The sequence below is a fragment of the Acidimicrobiia bacterium genome, assembly GCA_009694375.1.
Lineage (GTDB): Bacteria > Actinomycetota > Acidimicrobiia > Acidimicrobiales > VFJN01 > VFJN01.
The window spans coordinates 39,852-56,593 of record SHVB01000011.1 but is presented as its reverse complement, the minus strand read 5'-3'; the positions used below and the strand labels follow the sequence as shown (position 1 = coordinate 56,593).

Here is a 16,742-nt window from a genome sequence, read left to right as displayed (position 1 = left end):
GATTGCTGGTCCGGCGTTGCACGTACCCACCCACCCGGTGCGGATTGTCACCGCCGCCAGCCTGTTCGACGGACACGACGCCGCCATCAACATCATGCGCCGCATCCTGCAGGGGCAAGGGTGCGAGGTCATTCACCTCGGGCATAACCGCTCGGTGCAAGAGGTACTCACCGCGGTGGTGCAGGAAGACGCACAGGGCGTGGCGGTGTCGTCGTACCAGGGCGGTCACTGCGAATACTTCCGCTACCTCGTCGACGAACTTCGCCGCAGTGGCCGGAGCGAGGTGCAGGTCTTCGGTGGCGGTGGCGGCGTGATCATCCCGAGTGAGATCGCTGATCTCCAGGCCTATGGCGTTGCCCGTATTTTTTCGCCGGAAGACGGACAAGAACTGGGTCTGGCCCGCATGATCAACGTGATCGTGCGGGCCTGCGACCGGGATCCCATCACCCCACCACTTACCTCGGTGGATGCCGTCCTGGCGGGAGACCAGAGCGCGCTGGCGCAAGCGATCACGGCGCTGGAACTGGGCCGGATGGATCCGGCCCTCCGGGACCAACTCCGCGCCGCCGCCGCCGCTCGGCCCGCTCCTCGGCTGGGCATAACCGGCACCGGCGGATCGGGGAAGTCCTCCCTCACCGACGAGTTGGTGCGACGATTCCGGCTCGACCAGCAGGACAAACTGCGCATCGCCGTGCTGGCCGTCGACCCCACCCGCCGCCGCGGCGGCGGCGCCCTCTTGGGCGACCGCATCCGCATGAACGCCATCGATCCACCCACCGTGTTCTTCCGATCGCTGGCGACGCGCGGGGCCGGTGAAGTACCCGAAGCCCTTGACGACATCATCGTGGCGTGCCGGGCGGCCGGCTACGACCTGATCATCGTGGAGACCCCCGGTATCGGGCAGGGCGACGTCGGCATCGTGAGCCACGTGGATGTGCCTATCTACGTGATGACCCCCGAGTTCGGCGCCGCTAGCCAACTAGAGAAGATCGACATGCTCGACTTCGCGGCCGCGGTCGTGATCAACAAGTTCGAGCGCCGGGGGGCCGAGGATGCCCTGCGGGATGTGCGGCGCCAGGTGGCTCGCAACCAGGAACGGTTCGACGCCCGCTCGGCCGACCTCCCGGTCTTCGGCACCATCGCATCGCGCTTCAACGACGACGGCGTGACCGCCCTTTACCACTACCTGCGCGACCGCCTTCGCCAGCATGGTCTGCCGGTGGTAGCCGACACTCTGGCCCCGGCCCCGGGCCGGACCAGTAGCCGCATCGCCGCCATCGTGCCCCCCGAGCGCACTCGCTATCTCGCCGAGATCGCCGAGGTCGTGCGGTCTTACCACGCCCACACCGAGACCCAGGCGGGAGCGGCGCGCACGATCGCCCATCTGGAAGGAGCGGCGGCCACCCTGGCCGAACAGGGCCGGGACACCGGGGAGGTCGACGCCGCCCGGCTGCACTCCACCGCCGCCCTCGATCCGGATTGTCGAGCCTTACTCGAGGCCTGGCCCGCCCGGGTGACCGAGATGACCGGCACCACCAACGCCGCCGGGGTGCCCCTGGTACGCGAATCTTTGTCGGGATCACTGGTACCCCGGGTGGCGCTCCCGCGCTATGCCGACCCCGGCGACGTGCTGCGCTTCCTGCGGGCGGAAAACCTCCCGGGTTCCTTTCCGTTCGCGGCGGGGGTTTTTCCTCTCAAGCGCGACGACGAAGACCCCGCCCGCATGTTCGCCGGCGAAGGCGACGCCTTCCGCACCAACCGGCGCTTCCACCTCCTCGCCGAGAACCAACCGGCCACTCGCCTGTCCACCGCTTTCGACTCAGTGACCCTCTACGGCTTCAACCCCGACGAACGGCCCGATATCTACGGCAAAGTGGGCAACGCTGGCGTCTCCATCGCCACCTTCGACGACATGCGAGCGCTCTACGAGGGCTTCGACCTGTGCGACCCCAGCACCTCGGTCTCCATGACCATCAACGGTCCTGCCCCCACCGTCTTGGCCATGTTCCTCAACGCCGCCATCGACCAGCACCCCGAACTCACCCCCGCCGAGGTGCTGCGACGGGTGCGGGGCACGGTGCAGGCCGACATCTTGAAGGAGGACCAGGGTCAGAACACTTGCATCTTCTCCACTGAGTTCAGCCTGGGGGTGATGGCCGATATCCAGGAGTGGTTTGTTGAGCATGAGGTGCGCAGTTTTTACAGCGTGTCGATCTCCGGCTACCACATCGCCGAAGCGGGCGCGAACCCGGTGAGCCAACTCGCCTTCACCCTGGCCAACGGCTTCACCTACGTGGAGAGTTACCTGGCCCGTGGGCTCGACATCGACGACTTCGCCCCCAACCTCTCGTTCTTCTTCTCCAACGGCATGGACCCGGAGTTCACGGTGCTGGGTCGGGTGGCCCGTCGCATCTGGGCCATCGCGATGCGGGATCGTTACGGAGCCGACGAACGCAGCCAGAAACTCAAGTACCACGTCCAAACATCCGGTCGATCGCTGCACGCCCAGGAGATGGACTTCAACGACATCCGCACCACCCTCCAGGCCCTCATCGCGCTCTACGACAACGCCAACAGCCTCCACACCAACGCCTACGACGAAGCGGTCACCACCCCCACCACCGAATCGGTGCGGCGGGCACTGGCTATCCAGATGATCATCAACCGCGAGTGGGGTCTTTCGATGAACGAGAACCCCAACCAGGGCAGCTTCATCATCGAACACCTCACCGAGCTCGTGGAAACCGCTGTTCTCGACGAACTCGAACGCATCTCCGAACGCGGCGGAGTGCTTGGCGCAATGGAGACGGGGTACCAGCGCGGCCGGATTCAGGATGAGTCGATGCGCTATGAACACGCCAAACACGACGGTTCACTGCCCATCGTGGGGGTGAACACGTTCCTAGCCCCCGGCGATGAGGTGGCGACGGCCCCCGTGGTGGAGTTGGCCCGCTCCACCGACGCCGAGAAACAGAGCCAACTCGCTCGCCTGCACGCCTTCCACGCCGCCCATGCCCACGAAGCGCCTCCCATGCTCGCTCGCCTGCAAGATGCGGCGCTCGCCGGCGACAATCTCTTTGCCGTGCTGATGGAGGCGGCGCGAGTGTGCAGCCTCGGACAGATTACCGACGCCCTCTTTGAGGTAGGCGGTCGCTACCGCCGCAACGTCTAGCCCGGGATCACTCCACCGAGATGCGGGCCATGAGGTCCGCTTTTTGCTCCTCGAAGTCTTCGAAGGACAACTTCTTGTCGTCGAACAGGCGGTGAATCTCTTCCACCCGGGCCAGCAGTTCACTGGCCGACATCTCCGTGCCGGGCTCGGCAGGAGCAAGCGGTTCGAGCGTGTCGCTCTCTTCGTCGGTGCCCTTATCGAGACGCTTCTCGCGCTTCGCGGCAGCCTTGGCTTTCTTGGCGCGATCACGCTGGAGCTTCTCGAAGCTCGTTCGCTGTGCAGCCATCGGTATTCCCTTTCCTCGATCTGGCCCGAAGCATGACGAAGCCGCCGGCACGAGTGCCGGCGGCTTCGATCAAACCAATGCGGGGTTAGACGACTCGAACGTTCTGGGCTTCTTCGCCCTTACGGCCCGGAGCGACGTCAAACTCAACGCGCTGACCCTCGTCGAGGGACTTATAGCCATCGCCTTGGATGTTGGAGAAGTGAACGAAGACATCGTCGCCTTGCTCACGTGAGATGAAGCCGAAGCCCTTCTCGTTGTTGAAGAACTTCACGGTTCCAGTTGCCACTGTGTTTCTACCTATCTGCATTGCAAGCAAGTCCGACTGACTTCCCTGTTCGAATCCCAAGCATACGTCCATTAGACCGTGTCTGCGCCATCTGCATCCTGTGTAGCCTGCGTTCATGGCCGACCCTCCACTTCTTCGGGCTACGGGCCTCACCAAGCGATACCCCGGGGTAGTAGCGGTAGAAGACCTCACGCTCGATGTCCCTCAAGGCCTAGTGGGCCTGGTAGGGGCCAACGGGGCCGGCAAAACCACCTTCTTCCGCATGATGCTGGGCCTCAGCCGACCGAGCCAAGGGACGCTCGAGATCTGTGGCATCGACGTCGCCGCCGACCCGGTCGGGGCGCGCGGCCGCATCGGCTACATGCCCGAACATGACTGCCTCCCGCTGGACCAGAGCGCCACCGACATCGTCGCCAGTTTCGGTGAACTCAGCGGCCTGCGCCCCCGCGCCGCCCGCCAGCGCGCCTCGGACATGCTCGATCTGGTCGGACTCGACGAAGCCCGTTTCCGACCCGTCGGGGGCTTCTCCACCGGGATGCGCCAGCGAACCAAGTTGGCCCAGGCTCTCGTGGCCGACCCCGAACTCGTCCTGCTCGATGAACCCACCGCCGGACTCGACCCCTCTGGCCGCGACGAAATGCTCACGTTGGTGGCCCGGCTCGGCACGTTCGGCATCTCGGTATTGCTCGCCACCCACCTGCTCGACGACGTGCAACGGGTGTGTGACCACGTCATCATGCTCGACGGGGGCCGACTCGTCATCTCCGGTTCCACCGAATCACTCCTCGAGCGCACCGGCGTGTTGAGTGTGGATGTGGGTACTGACCGGGCTCCGCTGCTGGCGTTGCTGGCCCAGCGCTCCCTCGTCGCGGTGGAATCGGCCGGACTGGTTGAGGTACAGATCGGAAGCGATGCCGATGCCGATGCGGATGCGGTGCGTGATGCCGTGGTGGAGTTGGGCCTGCCGCTCCACCGGATGATCAGCCGCCTCACCTCCCTCGACGATGTGTTCGTAGCCGAGGCCCGCCCAACATGACCGGAGCCATCTACGACCGGGGCTACCGCCCGTACGAGGGCGCCGTAGGGGGCCGCGCCAGCGCTCGTTCGGCTCTGTTTCGTACCTCGGTCCGCCGGGCCATGGGGTGGCGACGCTCGTGGCGTCAAAAAGTGGCGCCCCTTGGCTTGCTCGCCGTGGTCACGGTGCCCGCCATCGTGAACGTGGGCATCGTCTACATAACCGGCGGCGATTTCGAAAACCAGATCAGCATCATTACCTACCGAGAGTATGTGGGTGTTTCCAGCGCCTTGTTGCTGTTCGTGGCGCTCACCGCCCCCGACATCATGTGCCCCGACCGACGGCAGCGGGTGCTCCCGTTGATCTTTGCCCGTCCCCTCACCGGGGCCGACTACGTCATCGCCAAAGTAGCGGCGATGACCGCTCTCGTCTTCGGGTTTTCGCTCATACCCCAGGTGGTCCTCTTCCTGGGACAAATGCTGGTGAGTGCCGATGGTGCCCTGCGCTACGCCCGGGAGAACGCGGAGGTGCTCTGGCAGGTGCCGGTGGCCATCGCGGCGCTCTCGCTGTTCTACGCCGCGATCGGGGTGGCCATCTCTTCCCTTACGGGTCGGCGGATCATCGCCGGAGCGTGTATCGGCGGGCTGTTCCTGATCACCGCAGCAGTGTCGGGAATTCTCGTCGCCAACTCTTCCACCATCCTCACTAGAGAAGTGCCCCCAGAGCAAATGTTCCGCGATGATGTTGACCGTTTGCCACTCGCCGGTGAGCCGGGCAGCAACGAGAATCCTTTCGTGGAGAGATTCGCCGCGTACGACCCCACCCCGGCTCCGCTTGTCAATCTGGCCACGCTCCCCCTCGTGGTGCGTGACCTGGTCTTTTTAGGACAGGTTGAGGAGCGCACCCCACTGTCGGGAGTGGACAATGGCGGGCTCTACGCCATCGTTGTGTACCTCGCCATCGTCAGCGGTTCCTTCACCATCTTGTTTCTTCGCTACCGCGAGGTTGACCAGTGAGTGACCCCACCGTCCTCCCGCCGCCCCCGCCGCCGCCGCCGACCCTGGATCCTGCCTTCGCCGCCAATGCCTCGGTGGTCGTCACCAACGTGTCGGTGTGGTTTGGCCAGATGGTGGCCTTATCCGAACTCAGTTGCTCCTTCGGCCCGGGGATCACAGGTCTCCTCGGTCCCAATGGCGCCGGAAAGACCACCTTGATGCGGGTGATGACCGGTCTTCTTCCCGTCAATCAGGGCCAACTAACGATCGAGGGTCGACTTCCCCGCGCCGATCGCGAGGTGCACCGTCGGGTGGCCCTGGTGCCCGAAGACGAAGCGGTGCCCGCTGGCCTCACCCCCCGCCAACTGTGCACCTATGTGGCCGACCTCCACGGCATCGGCGAGCGGAGCGTGGTGGACTGGGCGCTCCAGATGGTGGACATGGTCCCGGTGGCGGATCGACGCATGGACGGGTTCAGCAAAGGGATGCGCCAACGCGCCAAGGTGGCCGCCGCCCTCGTCAAGAATCCCCTGGTGCTGATACTTGATGAGCCCCTCAACGGGGCCGATCCGCTGCAGCGCCACCGCCTCATCAACCTGTTCCGTCGCCTCGGCGATGAGGGCCGCACCATCATCGTGAGTTCCCACGTGCTCCACGAGGTGGAGTCCATGGCCGACCGGGTCATCGTGCTCGTGCGCGGCCGACTAGCGGCGGCCGGGGGCCACCGGGCCATTCGTGATGCGATGGACGGAGTACCCCGACAGATCCTGGTGCGGGCCGACGCGGTACGGCGCCTCGCCGTCGCCCTGCTGGCCGACGACCTCGTGGCGGGTATCACCATTGAGGGTGATGACCTGGTTGTCTCTACCACCAGTGCGCGCGACTTCGCGTTCCTCCTCCCCCAGGTGGCCAAGAACCAGGGAGTAGGCCTGCGCGAGGTGCGTCCCCTAGACGACTCGCTGGAAAGCCTCTTCCAGGAGCTGCTGCGATGACCGACACTCCTGTGCGCACCCGCCCGCAACCGGCGCTGCTGGCCATCATTCGCTACACCTTGCTCTCCGCCGCGGGAACCCGCCGCTGGCGAGGGATGGCTGTTGCGGCGATTGGCTCTGTGCTCTTCGGGATGCTGGCCGCCGCCCTCAGCGGCGGCGCTGGCCCTGCCCTGGCCAACGTGGCCCGGCAGGGCCTGTTCGCCCTGGTACTCCCCATCACTTGTCTGGTCATCGGTGATGCGGTACTCGGCTCCGAACTCCGCACCGGTGCCTTCACCTTCACGTGGCTCTCGCCCGTTTCACCCTGGCAGATCACCATGGGCCGGTGGTTCTCCGGATCGCTGATCACCGGTGCCACCCTCGGCCCGGCCTTCGCGCTGGTGGCCATCGTGGCCGGAGTGCCCGACCAGGCCGGGGCGATTGCCCTCGCGGGGGTCACCGGCGCGGCCGCTTATATCGCCGTGTTCATGGCCATCGGCTGCTTCACCCGTCGGGCGGCGGCGTGGTCGCTCGGCTTCGTCTTCCTCACCGAACGCCTGGTGGGTGGGGCGCTGAGCGCCGTGGCCCAGTGGTCACCATCGTGGGTCGCCGATGCGGTGTTTGTGGGCCTCACCAACGACGTCGCCGGCCACGCCCGGTCGGGGATCCCCCAGGGATGGGGGGCGGTCGTTCGCTTGATCCTCATCACCGTCGTGGCCCTAGTGATGGCCACCCGACGACTTCGATACCTCCGCTTCGGCGGGGCATCGGATTGAGCGGCGGCCCGTCGGCACCAGGAATCAACCGATAGGTTGCGCCTATGTCTGAATCCTGTATCGCCCACAGTGCCCTCGGTCCCCTCGCCGGCATGGCCCGCGACGGTGTTGAGGTGTACCTGGGCATCCCCTACGCCACCGCCGATCGTTTCGCTCCCCCCGTGGCGGCCGATGGTTGGGACGATGTGCGCGACGCCACCGCCTTCGGTCCGATCGCTCCGCAGAAGCCCGGTGCCCACTTCCAATCCCCCACCCTGGCGGTCGACGAGCAATGCCTGTCGGCCAACGTGTGGACCCCGGGAACCACCGGGGCGCGCCCGGTGATGGTCTGGATCCATGGAGGTTCCTTCCGCAACGGTTCGGGGGCGAGCCCGCTGTACGACGGTGCCGCCCTGGCCGCTCGCGGCGACGTCGTGGTCATCACCGTCAACTACCGCCTCGGTGTACTCGGTTTCCTCGCCCACCCCTCGTTGTCCACCAACGGCGGCCCGCCAGCCAACTGGGGAATGCTCGATCTGGTGGAGGCGCTCCGCTGGGTGCAGCGCAATGCCACCGCCTTTGGCGGCGACCCCGGCGACGTCACCGTTGCCGGGGAGTCGGCTGGTGCCTCGGCGGTATCGCTGCTGTGCACCATGCCCGCCGCCGCCGGACTCTTCCACAAGGCCATCGCCCAGAGCGGTTCCCCCCTCACCTCCTCGCTCTCTCGGGCCATCGCACTCGCCGAGCGCCTGGTGACCGCCACCGGCGTAGCCGATGTCTTGGCCCTGCGAGCACTGCCGGTCGAGCGTCTGCTCGCCGCCCAGTACGAGCTCGAGAGCCCCGTGCACGACCTCGGGTTCATCCCGGCCGTGGACGATCTCGTGATCCCCAACCTGCCCACCCTCGCGCTGGCCGACGGGGTGGCCGCCGGTATCCCCACGATGATCGGCTCGAACGTGGACGAGTTCAAACTCTGGGCGGGGGAAGACCCCCACAGCCGCGACCTTGACGATGCCCGACTGCGCACCCGTCTCGAACCCAACTTCCCGGCGGCCGAGATCGATGGGTTGATTCACACCGTACGTTCGGCCCGGAACCGCCGGGGTGAGCCCAGCGGTGCCAACGAGGTGTACTACGCCATTGAGTCCGAGCGCCTCTTCCGGGTACCGGCACTGCACATCGCCGATCACCAGGGCGCCCACGCCCCCACCTTCGTCTACCTGTTCGGGTGGGGCTCACCGATCATGAATGGATGGCTGGGCTCCTGCCACGGCCTGGAGATCGCCTTCATGTTTGGCAACCAGGGACGGGGCGACATCGCCGTGTTCACCGGGGCAGGCCCGGCTGCTGATGCCCTCGCCGAGGAGATGATGGATGCCTGGATCGCCTTCATCCACACCGGCAACCCCTCCACCGCCGCCCTGGCTTGGCCCGCCCATGATCCCGCCACGCGACCGACCATGGTGTTCGATCGCACCTCGCGCCTGGAACTTGCCCCGCGGGATGAGGAACGCATCGCCGTCGATACCAGTCTGCGGCAGGCGGAAACGACAGGGAACTAGGCGAGCATCACGGGCAAGACGTAATGGCTTCCTCACCCGCCAGTCGGGCATCGATCCACGTGAGCATGTCGGGCAGCGAGGGAGCGATGACTCCCGCGTGACTCTCGCCGGGATAGGTACGGCGCTCCACCGCTTGGCCGATGCCGCACATACGGTTCAGCAACAGTTGCGAACTCACTACCGGGATCTGCTCATCCTTCTCGCCATGAATGATGAGGATCGGTGACGAACCCTGAACGAACCCGGGGTCGTTGGCTACCAACAGATCCGACCACGGCGGCGTGGTGGCGGGATCGGCGATCACCAACTCTTCGTAGGGGAGGGTATTGAAGGCCTCGGCCGAGGCGCTCGTGCATCCTTCGTCCACGGTGTCGAGGAGCTCCACTCCCTTGGGCGACAACACCAGCGACGGGTCCGCTTCGGGGTAGGCGGCTTCCCAGCCGGCGGCCGTCATGGCCAGGTAGTACCGATACGGACTGTCGCGAAGCGCCTGGGCAATCAGGGACAACTGCGAGGGAGGAGCCCCCGCTATCGTGCCCACCACGTCGAGTTCGGGGGCCCACTCGGCGGCGATCTGATTGGCGAAGAGCGCGGCGTGACCGCCCTGGGAGTGACCCCAGATGACCGTCGTGTTCGAGGCGCCCGTGAGGGACTCGAGTTGCCGGGCCGCCCGAACAATGTCGAGCGTGCCACGGCCCTCGCTCACGCCGGCAATGTAGGGGTGACGACCGGGCGTACCGAGGCCTTCGTAATCCGTGGCCGCGAACACCATGCCCCGGTCGAGGAAGGGGGCGACGAGACCCACTCCGGCGCCAGCAGGGTCCTTGCTGGGCGCACATTCATCGGCGATGCCGGTGGTGCCGTGCGCCCAGGTGAGCACCGGACGACCGCCCTCGGGTACCGGTCCGGAGGGCACGATGATGATACCGCTCACGGCAATGTCCTCGCCCTGGATCGACTGCGAGTGGTAGAGCACTCGCCACACGGTGCCGTCCACCGCCAGCCCGGGCACTTCCTGCACGGCGATCACATCGCCGGGCGCGCCCGGCGTGAGGGGCCCCTCGGCGAGGGCGTAGAGGTCTCCGTCAGGGGCGACTTCCACGACCGCAGACCTCACGGTGGTGGACGTGGCGGCCGCCGGCTCGGCGCTGTCTCCGCCGGAGCAGGCCGTAAGGGACAGTGGAACCAGGAGAAGAAGCGCGACGCGATACTGGATCATAGGTAGTCAGCATGCCACCCAGCCGCTAGCCATCACCCCATCGCCAACCCTGTGGTCCCCGGCCACTCCACCCGCCGATGGGGATGCTCGGAGGCGCCGATCGTGGTGCGCCCCGCGATGACCTCAGAGAAGAATGCGGTTCGCCGGCGCCGGGACGCCCACCACCGCCATCGCCCGGCCGAGCCCCAGGAACATCCCGCAACAGATGATGAGATCGGCCACTTCGTCATCGGCGTAGGCGCCTCGCAGTCGCTCCCAAAAGGCGTCGTCCATGGCCTGATGATCCAACGCGAAACGTTGGGCGAACTCGGCCGCTAGTTTTTCTCGAACAGAGAGCCCATCGCTGGTGGCCCAAGAGGCCACCGCGCCGTAGAAGTCGTCGTCTACCTGATGAGCATCGGCGGCGGCGGCGCGTGTCTCTTGGCAGACCTCACACTGGTTGATCAGTGCGATGGTCCAGCGAGCCGCCTCCCGCTCCCGCAGGGGAAGGCGGCTATTGCCGTAGACGGCGGCGGAGAGCTGACCCATCCCCGTCGCCATTTCGGGACGGTGCAGCGACCAGTCGATGTGCTCACCGAGGCCGGACGGATCGGGAAGGGAGATGCGGGCCATGGCCAGACCTTACGTCGCTTCCCCCACGATCTCCTCGGGAGGACGAACATCGTGAAAGAGGGCGAGAAGGGTGAGGTCGTAGACGATCTTCACGCAACCGGCGATGATCAGCGGCCAGCCGAACGTGGAGTGTTGCAGCATCACCCCGGCCACCAGCGGCGGCAGGGCTGCGGCCAGACTGCGAGGAACGTTGGTGATAGTGGCCGCCGCCGTGCGTTCGGCGGGATCTACCACTGCCATCACGTAACTCGTGCGGGCGGGCACATCCATCTGTGACAGCAGAGAGCGCAGGAGCAGGCAGGCGATAGCCGGCCCAGCCGAGGGCATGAAGGCCGCCGCAATCAGCAGAAGGTTGGCGGGCACATGGGTGAACACCATCGTGCGCACCAATCCGATCCGGGCCGCCAACTTGGGGGCCAGGAGAGCGGAACTGGCCGAGCCCATTCCCACCCAGAAGAAGACGGCCCCGGCGGTGGCGGTGGACAGGTCGAACCGCAGCGACAGCCAGAGCACGAGGATCGACTGCACCACGAATCCGCCGCCGAAGGCGTCGACGCTGAAGAGCAGGGCGAGCCGCACCACGATTGCCCTGGAACGACCCAGCCCGCTGCGACCAAGCCCGGGGACGTCGAGCGGCGGACGCGGGGCAAGGCGGCGGTACTGGGCCAACAGCACCAATCCCACCAGCGCGTAGAGAAAGAACACCCCCCGCTGAGCATCCAACGGCGAGAGGCGGGTGTGGCCCGCGATCCACCCGGGCACCCCCGCCGCCAAGGACCCCACGGCCCCGGCCAGCGAGGCCACCAGGGCGTAGTGGGCAAAGACATGGGTACGTCGCTCGGGGGCGACGGTATCGGGGAGGAGGGCCTGCTCAATCGGGAGGAAGGCACTCACATCACCGGCCGAAGGATTGATGGTGCCGACGGCCGCCACCACCAGCAGGGCGCCGAAGGCCGCCACCATCCCAAAGGCCAGACCCGTAGCCACCATCAGGAGGCACATGAGTTGCAACAGGTGCACCCGGTCGAGATGACCACCGCGCAGACCGATGGTCATCGTGATCGCCGCCGAGCCCAGGAGGGTAGCGGTAACCACCGCACCCACCTGGGTGGGGCTGAAGCCCCGCGCCAGCAGAAACACCGGGAGCACCACGGCCACTAGTCCGTCCATCGAGGCCCGCAGGCCTCGTGTCCGCAATAGCCGCCGGGTATCGCCGCTCGCCGACGCCTCAGCCATCCCCATCGCCCCACCCTCCCATACCCCGCCCCGATTTATGGGGGGTCAGTCGGGCGTGCCCTCGATGTTGATCTTCGGCAGAAGCCTCTCCAGCCACTTCGGGAGCCACCAGTTCTTGTCGCCAAGAAGTTCCATGGTGGCCGGAACCAACAGCAAGCGCACGATGGTGGCGTCGAGGAAGATCGCCGAGGCCAGGCCGATCCCGAAGAGTTTTATCGTCCGGTCATTTTCCAGCACGAAACTCCCGAAGACAAACACCATGATCGCCGCCGCCGCCGTGATCACCCGGGCGGTGGCGGCGAGACCGTTGGCCACCGACGTATGGCTGTCCCCGGTGCGATGCCACTCCTCCTTGATCCGGGAGAGGAGGAACACCTCGTAGTCCATGGAGAGCCCAAACACGATGGCAAAAAACATGACCGGGGCGAAGGTCTCGATGGGGCCGGGCGAAAAGCCCGTCTGATCACCGAACCAACCCCACTGCACCACCATCACCGTGATGCCGTAGGCCGCTCCGATGGAGAGCAGGTTCATGATCACCGCCTTGAGCGGCACGAGCAGCGAACGGAACACGACCATCAGCAGGAGAAACGACACCAGCAGCACGACGCCAAAGAAGTAGGGCATGCGGGCACTGATCAGGTCAGAGAAGTCCACCGTGGCCGGCACCGAACCGGTGACCGCCACCTCGGCTCCCAGAGCCGCTTCCCCCGACACCAGCACCTCCTCGCGCAGTCGGTGCACCAGGGCGGTGGTCTCGGCGTCCTGCGGGGTGGTGGCGGGGGTAACCAACCACAGATAGGCCCGGGGCGACGTCGGATCGTCGGGTATGGCCGGCGATACGAACACGACCCCGGGATCGGCGGCCACGGCCTCGGTGATCCCGGCCAGCGTGGCCGCATCGGCGGCATTCTCCACACTCGCCGCCAAGAAGAACGGCCCGTTGAATCCGGGACCGAAGCCCTCCACCAGGAGGTCATAGGCCTGGCGGGTCGTGGTGTCGGCAGAGAAGCTGCTCTCATCGGAAAAACCCAGCCGCAGGGCCAGGACGGGGGTCGCCAGCAGCAACAAGACCACCGTTCCTGCCAACGCGACGGGCCAGGGACGACGCTGAATGACGCGGCTCCAGCGGTAGGCAAGGGTTTCCGATAAGGGTTTGGGCGAACGAACCCGCACCTCTTGTCGCAGGGGGGCCAGCCCAAGACTGACCAAGAGGGTGAGCCCGGCGAGGGCCAGGCCGGCGACGACCAGCGGCCGCACCTGCAGGCCCACTCCCCCCAGAGCGAGCGCCACGAACCCGGTGGCGATCAATCCCCGACGACGCGTCACCTCGATGCGTTCACCGACGAAGCCGAGGAGGGCCGGCAGCAACGTAAGCGATGCCACCACCGTGAGGGCCACCACCACCGCCGCGCTCACGGCCAGGCCCTGGATGAAACCGATGCCTATCAGCACCATCCCGAGAAACGACACCACCACGGCCACCCCCGCGAAGCCCACGGCCCGGCCGGCGGTGTCGGTGGCGATCGTGGCGGCCTCGTGTGGCGTGTGTCCGTGGTGGAGGTTCTCCCGGTAACGGGTGACAATGAACAAGGCGTAATCAATGCCCACACCGAGGCCGATCATGATGCCCAGAAACGGAGCAAACTCCGGCATCACCAGCAGGTTCGACAGAACGGTGACGATGATCAACCCCGCCGCGATCCCCGCTACGGCCACGCCAATCGGCAAGCCCATCGCCAGCACGGAGCCGAAGGCCAACACGAGGATCACAATGGCGAACGCCACTCCGAGAGCCTCGGTGGACGGCTCGGTAAAAGCCGCCAACTCGGCCCCACCGAGTTCCACCCGCAGCCCGTCGATCGACGGCAACATCTGCTCAATCACGCGACCCACCGCACTGGCCCCGTCGCCGGGCCGATTCGGAACCTCGATGGTGGCGAAGGCCACCTGACCCGCCGCCGCCCCCTTCGATGACACCTGCTGCGCCGCCCCCGGTGCGTAGGGACTCACCACTCTGATGCCCTTCAGGGGGGCGAGATCGGCCTTAGCTAAGCGTTGCCGCACATCAGCAGAAAGGGTCGCGGTGGCCGGATCGGTGTCGATCACAATGGTCGGGTTCGCGCCGATCGCGGTGATGGCTCCGAACAACGTTTCCATGACGGCCCGCACCTCGGGGTCGTCGATGCCCCGGTCGGATCGGAACACGATGGTGCCCCCATCCCCTGCCCCCTGCCCGCCGAACGCCTCCGTCAGCGTTTTGATGCCCCGAGTGCTCTCGAACCCGGGCGGCGTGAACCCTTGCCCGAAGCGACTTCCTACGGCTCCCGACAGGGCCCCCGCCACGACGATCCCCCCCACCCACAGCAGGGCCACGGTGCGGCGATGCCGGAAGCACCACGAGCCGAGACGAGCAAACATCGCATTCTCCAGAGGCAGGGAAACAGAGCGAGTGGGTGGCTCGCCTACCGAACCGCACCAGGCTAAGAGGTAGGTGGCCCAAACCCCCCGCCCGGTTCGGCCGGTGACCACCATCACACCGAGGTGCCATCGCTACCCGGCGGACCGGTCGAACCCGGCTCGCCTAAATCACTAGGGTCCACTCCATGATCCAAGATCGTTTCCGGCTCGACCATCAGGTTGCCATCGTCACCGGCGCCGGTCGAGGCATCGGGGCGGCGTGTGCCATCGCGTTGGCCGAAGCGGGGGCCGACGTGCTGCTGTCCTCGCGCACCGAAGCGCAACTCAACGAAGTAGCTGGACGCATCGAGGCCCTCGGCCGCCGGGCGGTGGTCGTGCCGGCGGATCTAAGTGACCTCCACGCCGTCGCCGGTCTGGCCGACACGGCCCAAGCGGAACTCGGCCGGGTGGACATTGTGGTGAACAACGTGGGTGGGTCGATGCCGCGCGCCTTCATGGACACCTCGCCCGAGCGACTGGTTCGGGAATTCTCCTGGAACGTCGCCACCGCTCATGCCCTCACCCGTGCCGCGGTGCCGCACATGCTGGCCGTCGGCGGCGGGGCCGTGGTGGGCATCTCGTCGATGATGGGGCGCACCTCCGGCCGGGGCTTCGTGGCCTACGGCACCGCCAAGGCGGGCCTATCCCACTGGACCCGCCTCGCCGCTCAAGACCTATCCCCCCGCATTCGGGTCAACGGCATCGCGGTGGGATCCATCGCCACTTCCGCCCTCGAAATCGTGCTCGAAGACGACGCCCTGCGCACCGCCATGGAGCAGAGCACCCCCCTCCAGCGCATCGGTGAGCCGGAGGAAATCGCCGCCACGGTGCTCTTCCTCGCCTCCCCGGCGGGGGGCTACATGACGGGCAAAATCGTGGAGGTAGACGGCGGCATCGAACAGCCCAATCTCGATATGGGACTCCCCGACCTGTAACCGGGCCGTGTCACTCGACGCGCTCGCCTTCGGTCGACGCGATCCTTGCGTGCACCAAAGGTTTGGTGGCGCCCTCCGGGCCGTAGGCTCATCCCCATGGATCGGCTCCAGTACCTGTTTCTTATGGGGTCCTGTGTGCTGATCACTCTGCCGCTCGAGTTCTACTTCGGGGTGCGGGTGTGGCGCCGTCCCCGTCGACTGTTCCTCTCGCTACTCCCCGCCTTCGCCCTGTTCGTAGTCTGGGATCTGTGGGCCTCCAACACGGGCACCTGGTCCTTTAGCCCTCGCTACACCGTGGGGATCACCCTCCCGGGAGGAATGGCGATTGAGGAACTGGTCTTCTTCACCATCATCCCGGTGTGCGGCCTCCTCACCCTCGAAACCGTGCGCAGCATCCTGCAGAGGCGAAGCCGGCCCTGATGCCCATCTACCCCACTCTGGCGGTCAGCGCAGCGCTCGTGGTGATCTTCATCGAGATTGTCGTACTCCGCTCCGGACTGTTCAAGGAGCCGGCCTATTGGATCGCCATGGCCATCTGTTACGGCTTCATGATCCCGGTGGATGGATGGCTCACCAAACAGTCGGCGGCGATCGTGATCTACCGGCCATCGGACACCAGTGGCCTCTATCCGATCTGGGACATTCCCCTCGAGGAGTACGCCTACGCCTTTGCGTTACTCACCGCCGTCATGCTCACCTGGGACTGGCTGGGTCGTTCCCGGGCCACCAACACCCCCATCGACGAGGAGGCCCACGCATGAATCCGGTCTGGCTGGTGCTGGGTTCCTTCGTGCTCATGGAGGGCGTGAGTTACGCCGGCCACCGATGGGTGATGCACGGATTCGCCATGAGTTGGCATCGCGGCCACCACCTCCCTCCGGTGAGCCGATTCGAGCGAAACGACCTCTTCCCTCTCGGCTTTTCGGGCGTGGGCGTGCTGCTCTTTGCGCTGGCCAGTGGGGGTTGGACGGCCATGTGGTGGGTGGGGTTGGGAGTGACGGCCTACGGCGCCGCCTACCTGTTCGTGCACGAGGTGTACATCCATCATCGGCTGCCGCTGCGGGTTCGGAACCTGGCCTACCTCGAGTGGCTCCGAGACTCCCACCGGATCCACCACCAGACGAGCGCCGAGCCCTACGGCATGTTGCTTCCCCTGCTGCGGTCCCGCCGCCGAGACCACACCCCCGCCCGCGATCCCCTCGAACGCTCGGTGCCCTGAACCTACCTGCGTCCCCTCG

The 16,742-nt window shown here is 66.3% G+C and carries 16 protein-coding genes; 10 read left to right on the top strand and 6 right to left on the bottom strand.

Annotation, left to right across the window (positions count from 1 at the left end; translation table 11 throughout):
* Positions 1 to 16: 16 nt before the first annotated feature.
* Positions 17 to 3,172, top strand: coding sequence for a methylmalonyl-CoA mutase (locus EXQ71_08365; GenBank protein MSO87520.1), 3,156 nt, complete (start codon positions 17 to 19; stop codon positions 3,170 to 3,172).
* Positions 3,173 to 3,179: 7 nt separating this feature from the next.
* On the opposite strand, the gene EXQ71_08360 is transcribed toward EXQ71_08365, so the two are convergent.
* Positions 3,180 to 3,458 (bottom strand): hypothetical protein, encoded by a 279-nt coding sequence (locus EXQ71_08360; protein ID MSO87519.1) that lies wholly within the window; start codon positions 3,456 to 3,458, stop codon positions 3,180 to 3,182.
* Between the two features lie 85 nt (positions 3,459 to 3,543).
* Positions 3,544 to 3,744: a cold-shock protein gene (locus EXQ71_08355; protein ID MSO87518.1), complete on the bottom strand. Its 201-nt coding sequence runs from the start codon at positions 3,742 to 3,744 to the stop codon at positions 3,544 to 3,546.
* A gap of 115 nt (positions 3,745 to 3,859) precedes the next feature.
* Between EXQ71_08355 and EXQ71_08350 the strand changes: the two genes are divergently transcribed.
* Genes EXQ71_08350 through EXQ71_08330 form a run of 5 tightly spaced genes read left to right on the top strand, consistent with a single transcriptional unit; the run spans position 3,860 to position 9,042 of the window.
* Positions 3,860 to 4,780 (top strand): ABC transporter ATP-binding protein, encoded by a 921-nt coding sequence (locus EXQ71_08350; protein ID MSO87517.1) that lies wholly within the window; start codon positions 3,860 to 3,862, stop codon positions 4,778 to 4,780.
* Positions 4,777 to 5,775, top strand: coding sequence for a hypothetical protein (locus tag EXQ71_08345; GenBank protein MSO87516.1), 999 nt, complete (start codon positions 4,777 to 4,779; stop codon positions 5,773 to 5,775). Before EXQ71_08350 ends, EXQ71_08345 begins: the two co-directional genes overlap by 4 nt.
* The gene (locus EXQ71_08340) at positions 5,772 to 6,746 is read left to right on the top strand and encodes an ABC transporter ATP-binding protein (protein MSO87515.1); all 975 of its coding nucleotides are present in this window, start codon (positions 5,772 to 5,774) and stop codon (positions 6,744 to 6,746) included. The genes EXQ71_08345 and EXQ71_08340 overlap by 4 nt, the downstream gene beginning before the upstream one ends.
* Entirely contained in the window at positions 6,743 to 7,501 is a 759-nt protein-coding gene (locus tag EXQ71_08335; GenBank protein MSO87514.1) for a hypothetical protein, read from the top strand. The genes EXQ71_08340 and EXQ71_08335 overlap by 4 nt, the downstream gene beginning before the upstream one ends.
* Before the next feature lie 44 nt (positions 7,502 to 7,545).
* Positions 7,546 to 9,042, top strand: coding sequence for a carboxylesterase/lipase family protein (locus tag EXQ71_08330; GenBank protein MSO87513.1), 1,497 nt, complete (start codon positions 7,546 to 7,548; stop codon positions 9,040 to 9,042).
* A gap of 7 nt (positions 9,043 to 9,049) precedes the next feature.
* On the opposite strand, the gene EXQ71_08325 is transcribed toward EXQ71_08330, so the two are convergent.
* The 4 genes from EXQ71_08325 to EXQ71_08310 form a co-directional block, all read right to left on the bottom strand.
* Positions 9,050 to 10,261 (bottom strand): alpha/beta fold hydrolase, encoded by a 1,212-nt coding sequence (locus tag EXQ71_08325; GenBank protein ID MSO87512.1) that lies wholly within the window; start codon positions 10,259 to 10,261, stop codon positions 9,050 to 9,052.
* 123 nt (positions 10,262 to 10,384) lie between these two features.
* On the bottom strand, positions 10,385 to 10,873 hold the full coding sequence (locus EXQ71_08320) for a carboxymuconolactone decarboxylase family protein (GenBank protein MSO87511.1): 489 nt from the start codon (positions 10,871 to 10,873) through the stop codon (positions 10,385 to 10,387).
* A 9-nt stretch (positions 10,874 to 10,882) separates the two neighbouring features.
* Complete coding sequence (locus EXQ71_08315) at positions 10,883 to 12,115, bottom strand: MFS transporter (GenBank protein MSO87510.1); 1,233 nt, start codon at positions 12,113 to 12,115, stop codon at positions 10,883 to 10,885.
* 39 nt (positions 12,116 to 12,154) lie between these two features.
* Positions 12,155 to 14,644: an MMPL family transporter gene (locus EXQ71_08310; protein ID MSO87509.1), complete on the bottom strand. Its 2,490-nt coding sequence runs from the start codon at positions 14,642 to 14,644 to the stop codon at positions 12,155 to 12,157.
* A 71-nt stretch (positions 14,645 to 14,715) separates the two neighbouring features.
* On the opposite strand from EXQ71_08310, the gene EXQ71_08305 reads away from it, so the two are divergent.
* The 4 genes from EXQ71_08305 (at position 14,716) to EXQ71_08290 (ending at position 16,723) form a co-directional block, all read left to right on the top strand.
* Positions 14,716 to 15,504, top strand: coding sequence for an SDR family oxidoreductase (locus EXQ71_08305; GenBank protein ID MSO87508.1), 789 nt, complete (start codon positions 14,716 to 14,718; stop codon positions 15,502 to 15,504).
* 96 nt (positions 15,505 to 15,600) lie between these two features.
* Positions 15,601 to 15,924, top strand: coding sequence for a lycopene cyclase domain-containing protein (locus EXQ71_08300; protein ID MSO87507.1), 324 nt, complete (start codon positions 15,601 to 15,603; stop codon positions 15,922 to 15,924).
* Positions 15,924 to 16,265: a lycopene cyclase domain-containing protein gene (locus tag EXQ71_08295; protein ID MSO87506.1), complete on the top strand. Its 342-nt coding sequence runs from the start codon at positions 15,924 to 15,926 to the stop codon at positions 16,263 to 16,265. The genes EXQ71_08300 and EXQ71_08295 overlap by 1 nt, the downstream gene beginning before the upstream one ends.
* Positions 16,262 to 16,723: a hypothetical protein gene (locus EXQ71_08290; GenBank protein ID MSO87505.1), complete on the top strand. Its 462-nt coding sequence runs from the start codon at positions 16,262 to 16,264 to the stop codon at positions 16,721 to 16,723. The genes EXQ71_08295 and EXQ71_08290 overlap by 4 nt, the downstream gene beginning before the upstream one ends.
* Positions 16,724 to 16,742 lie beyond the last annotated feature (19 nt).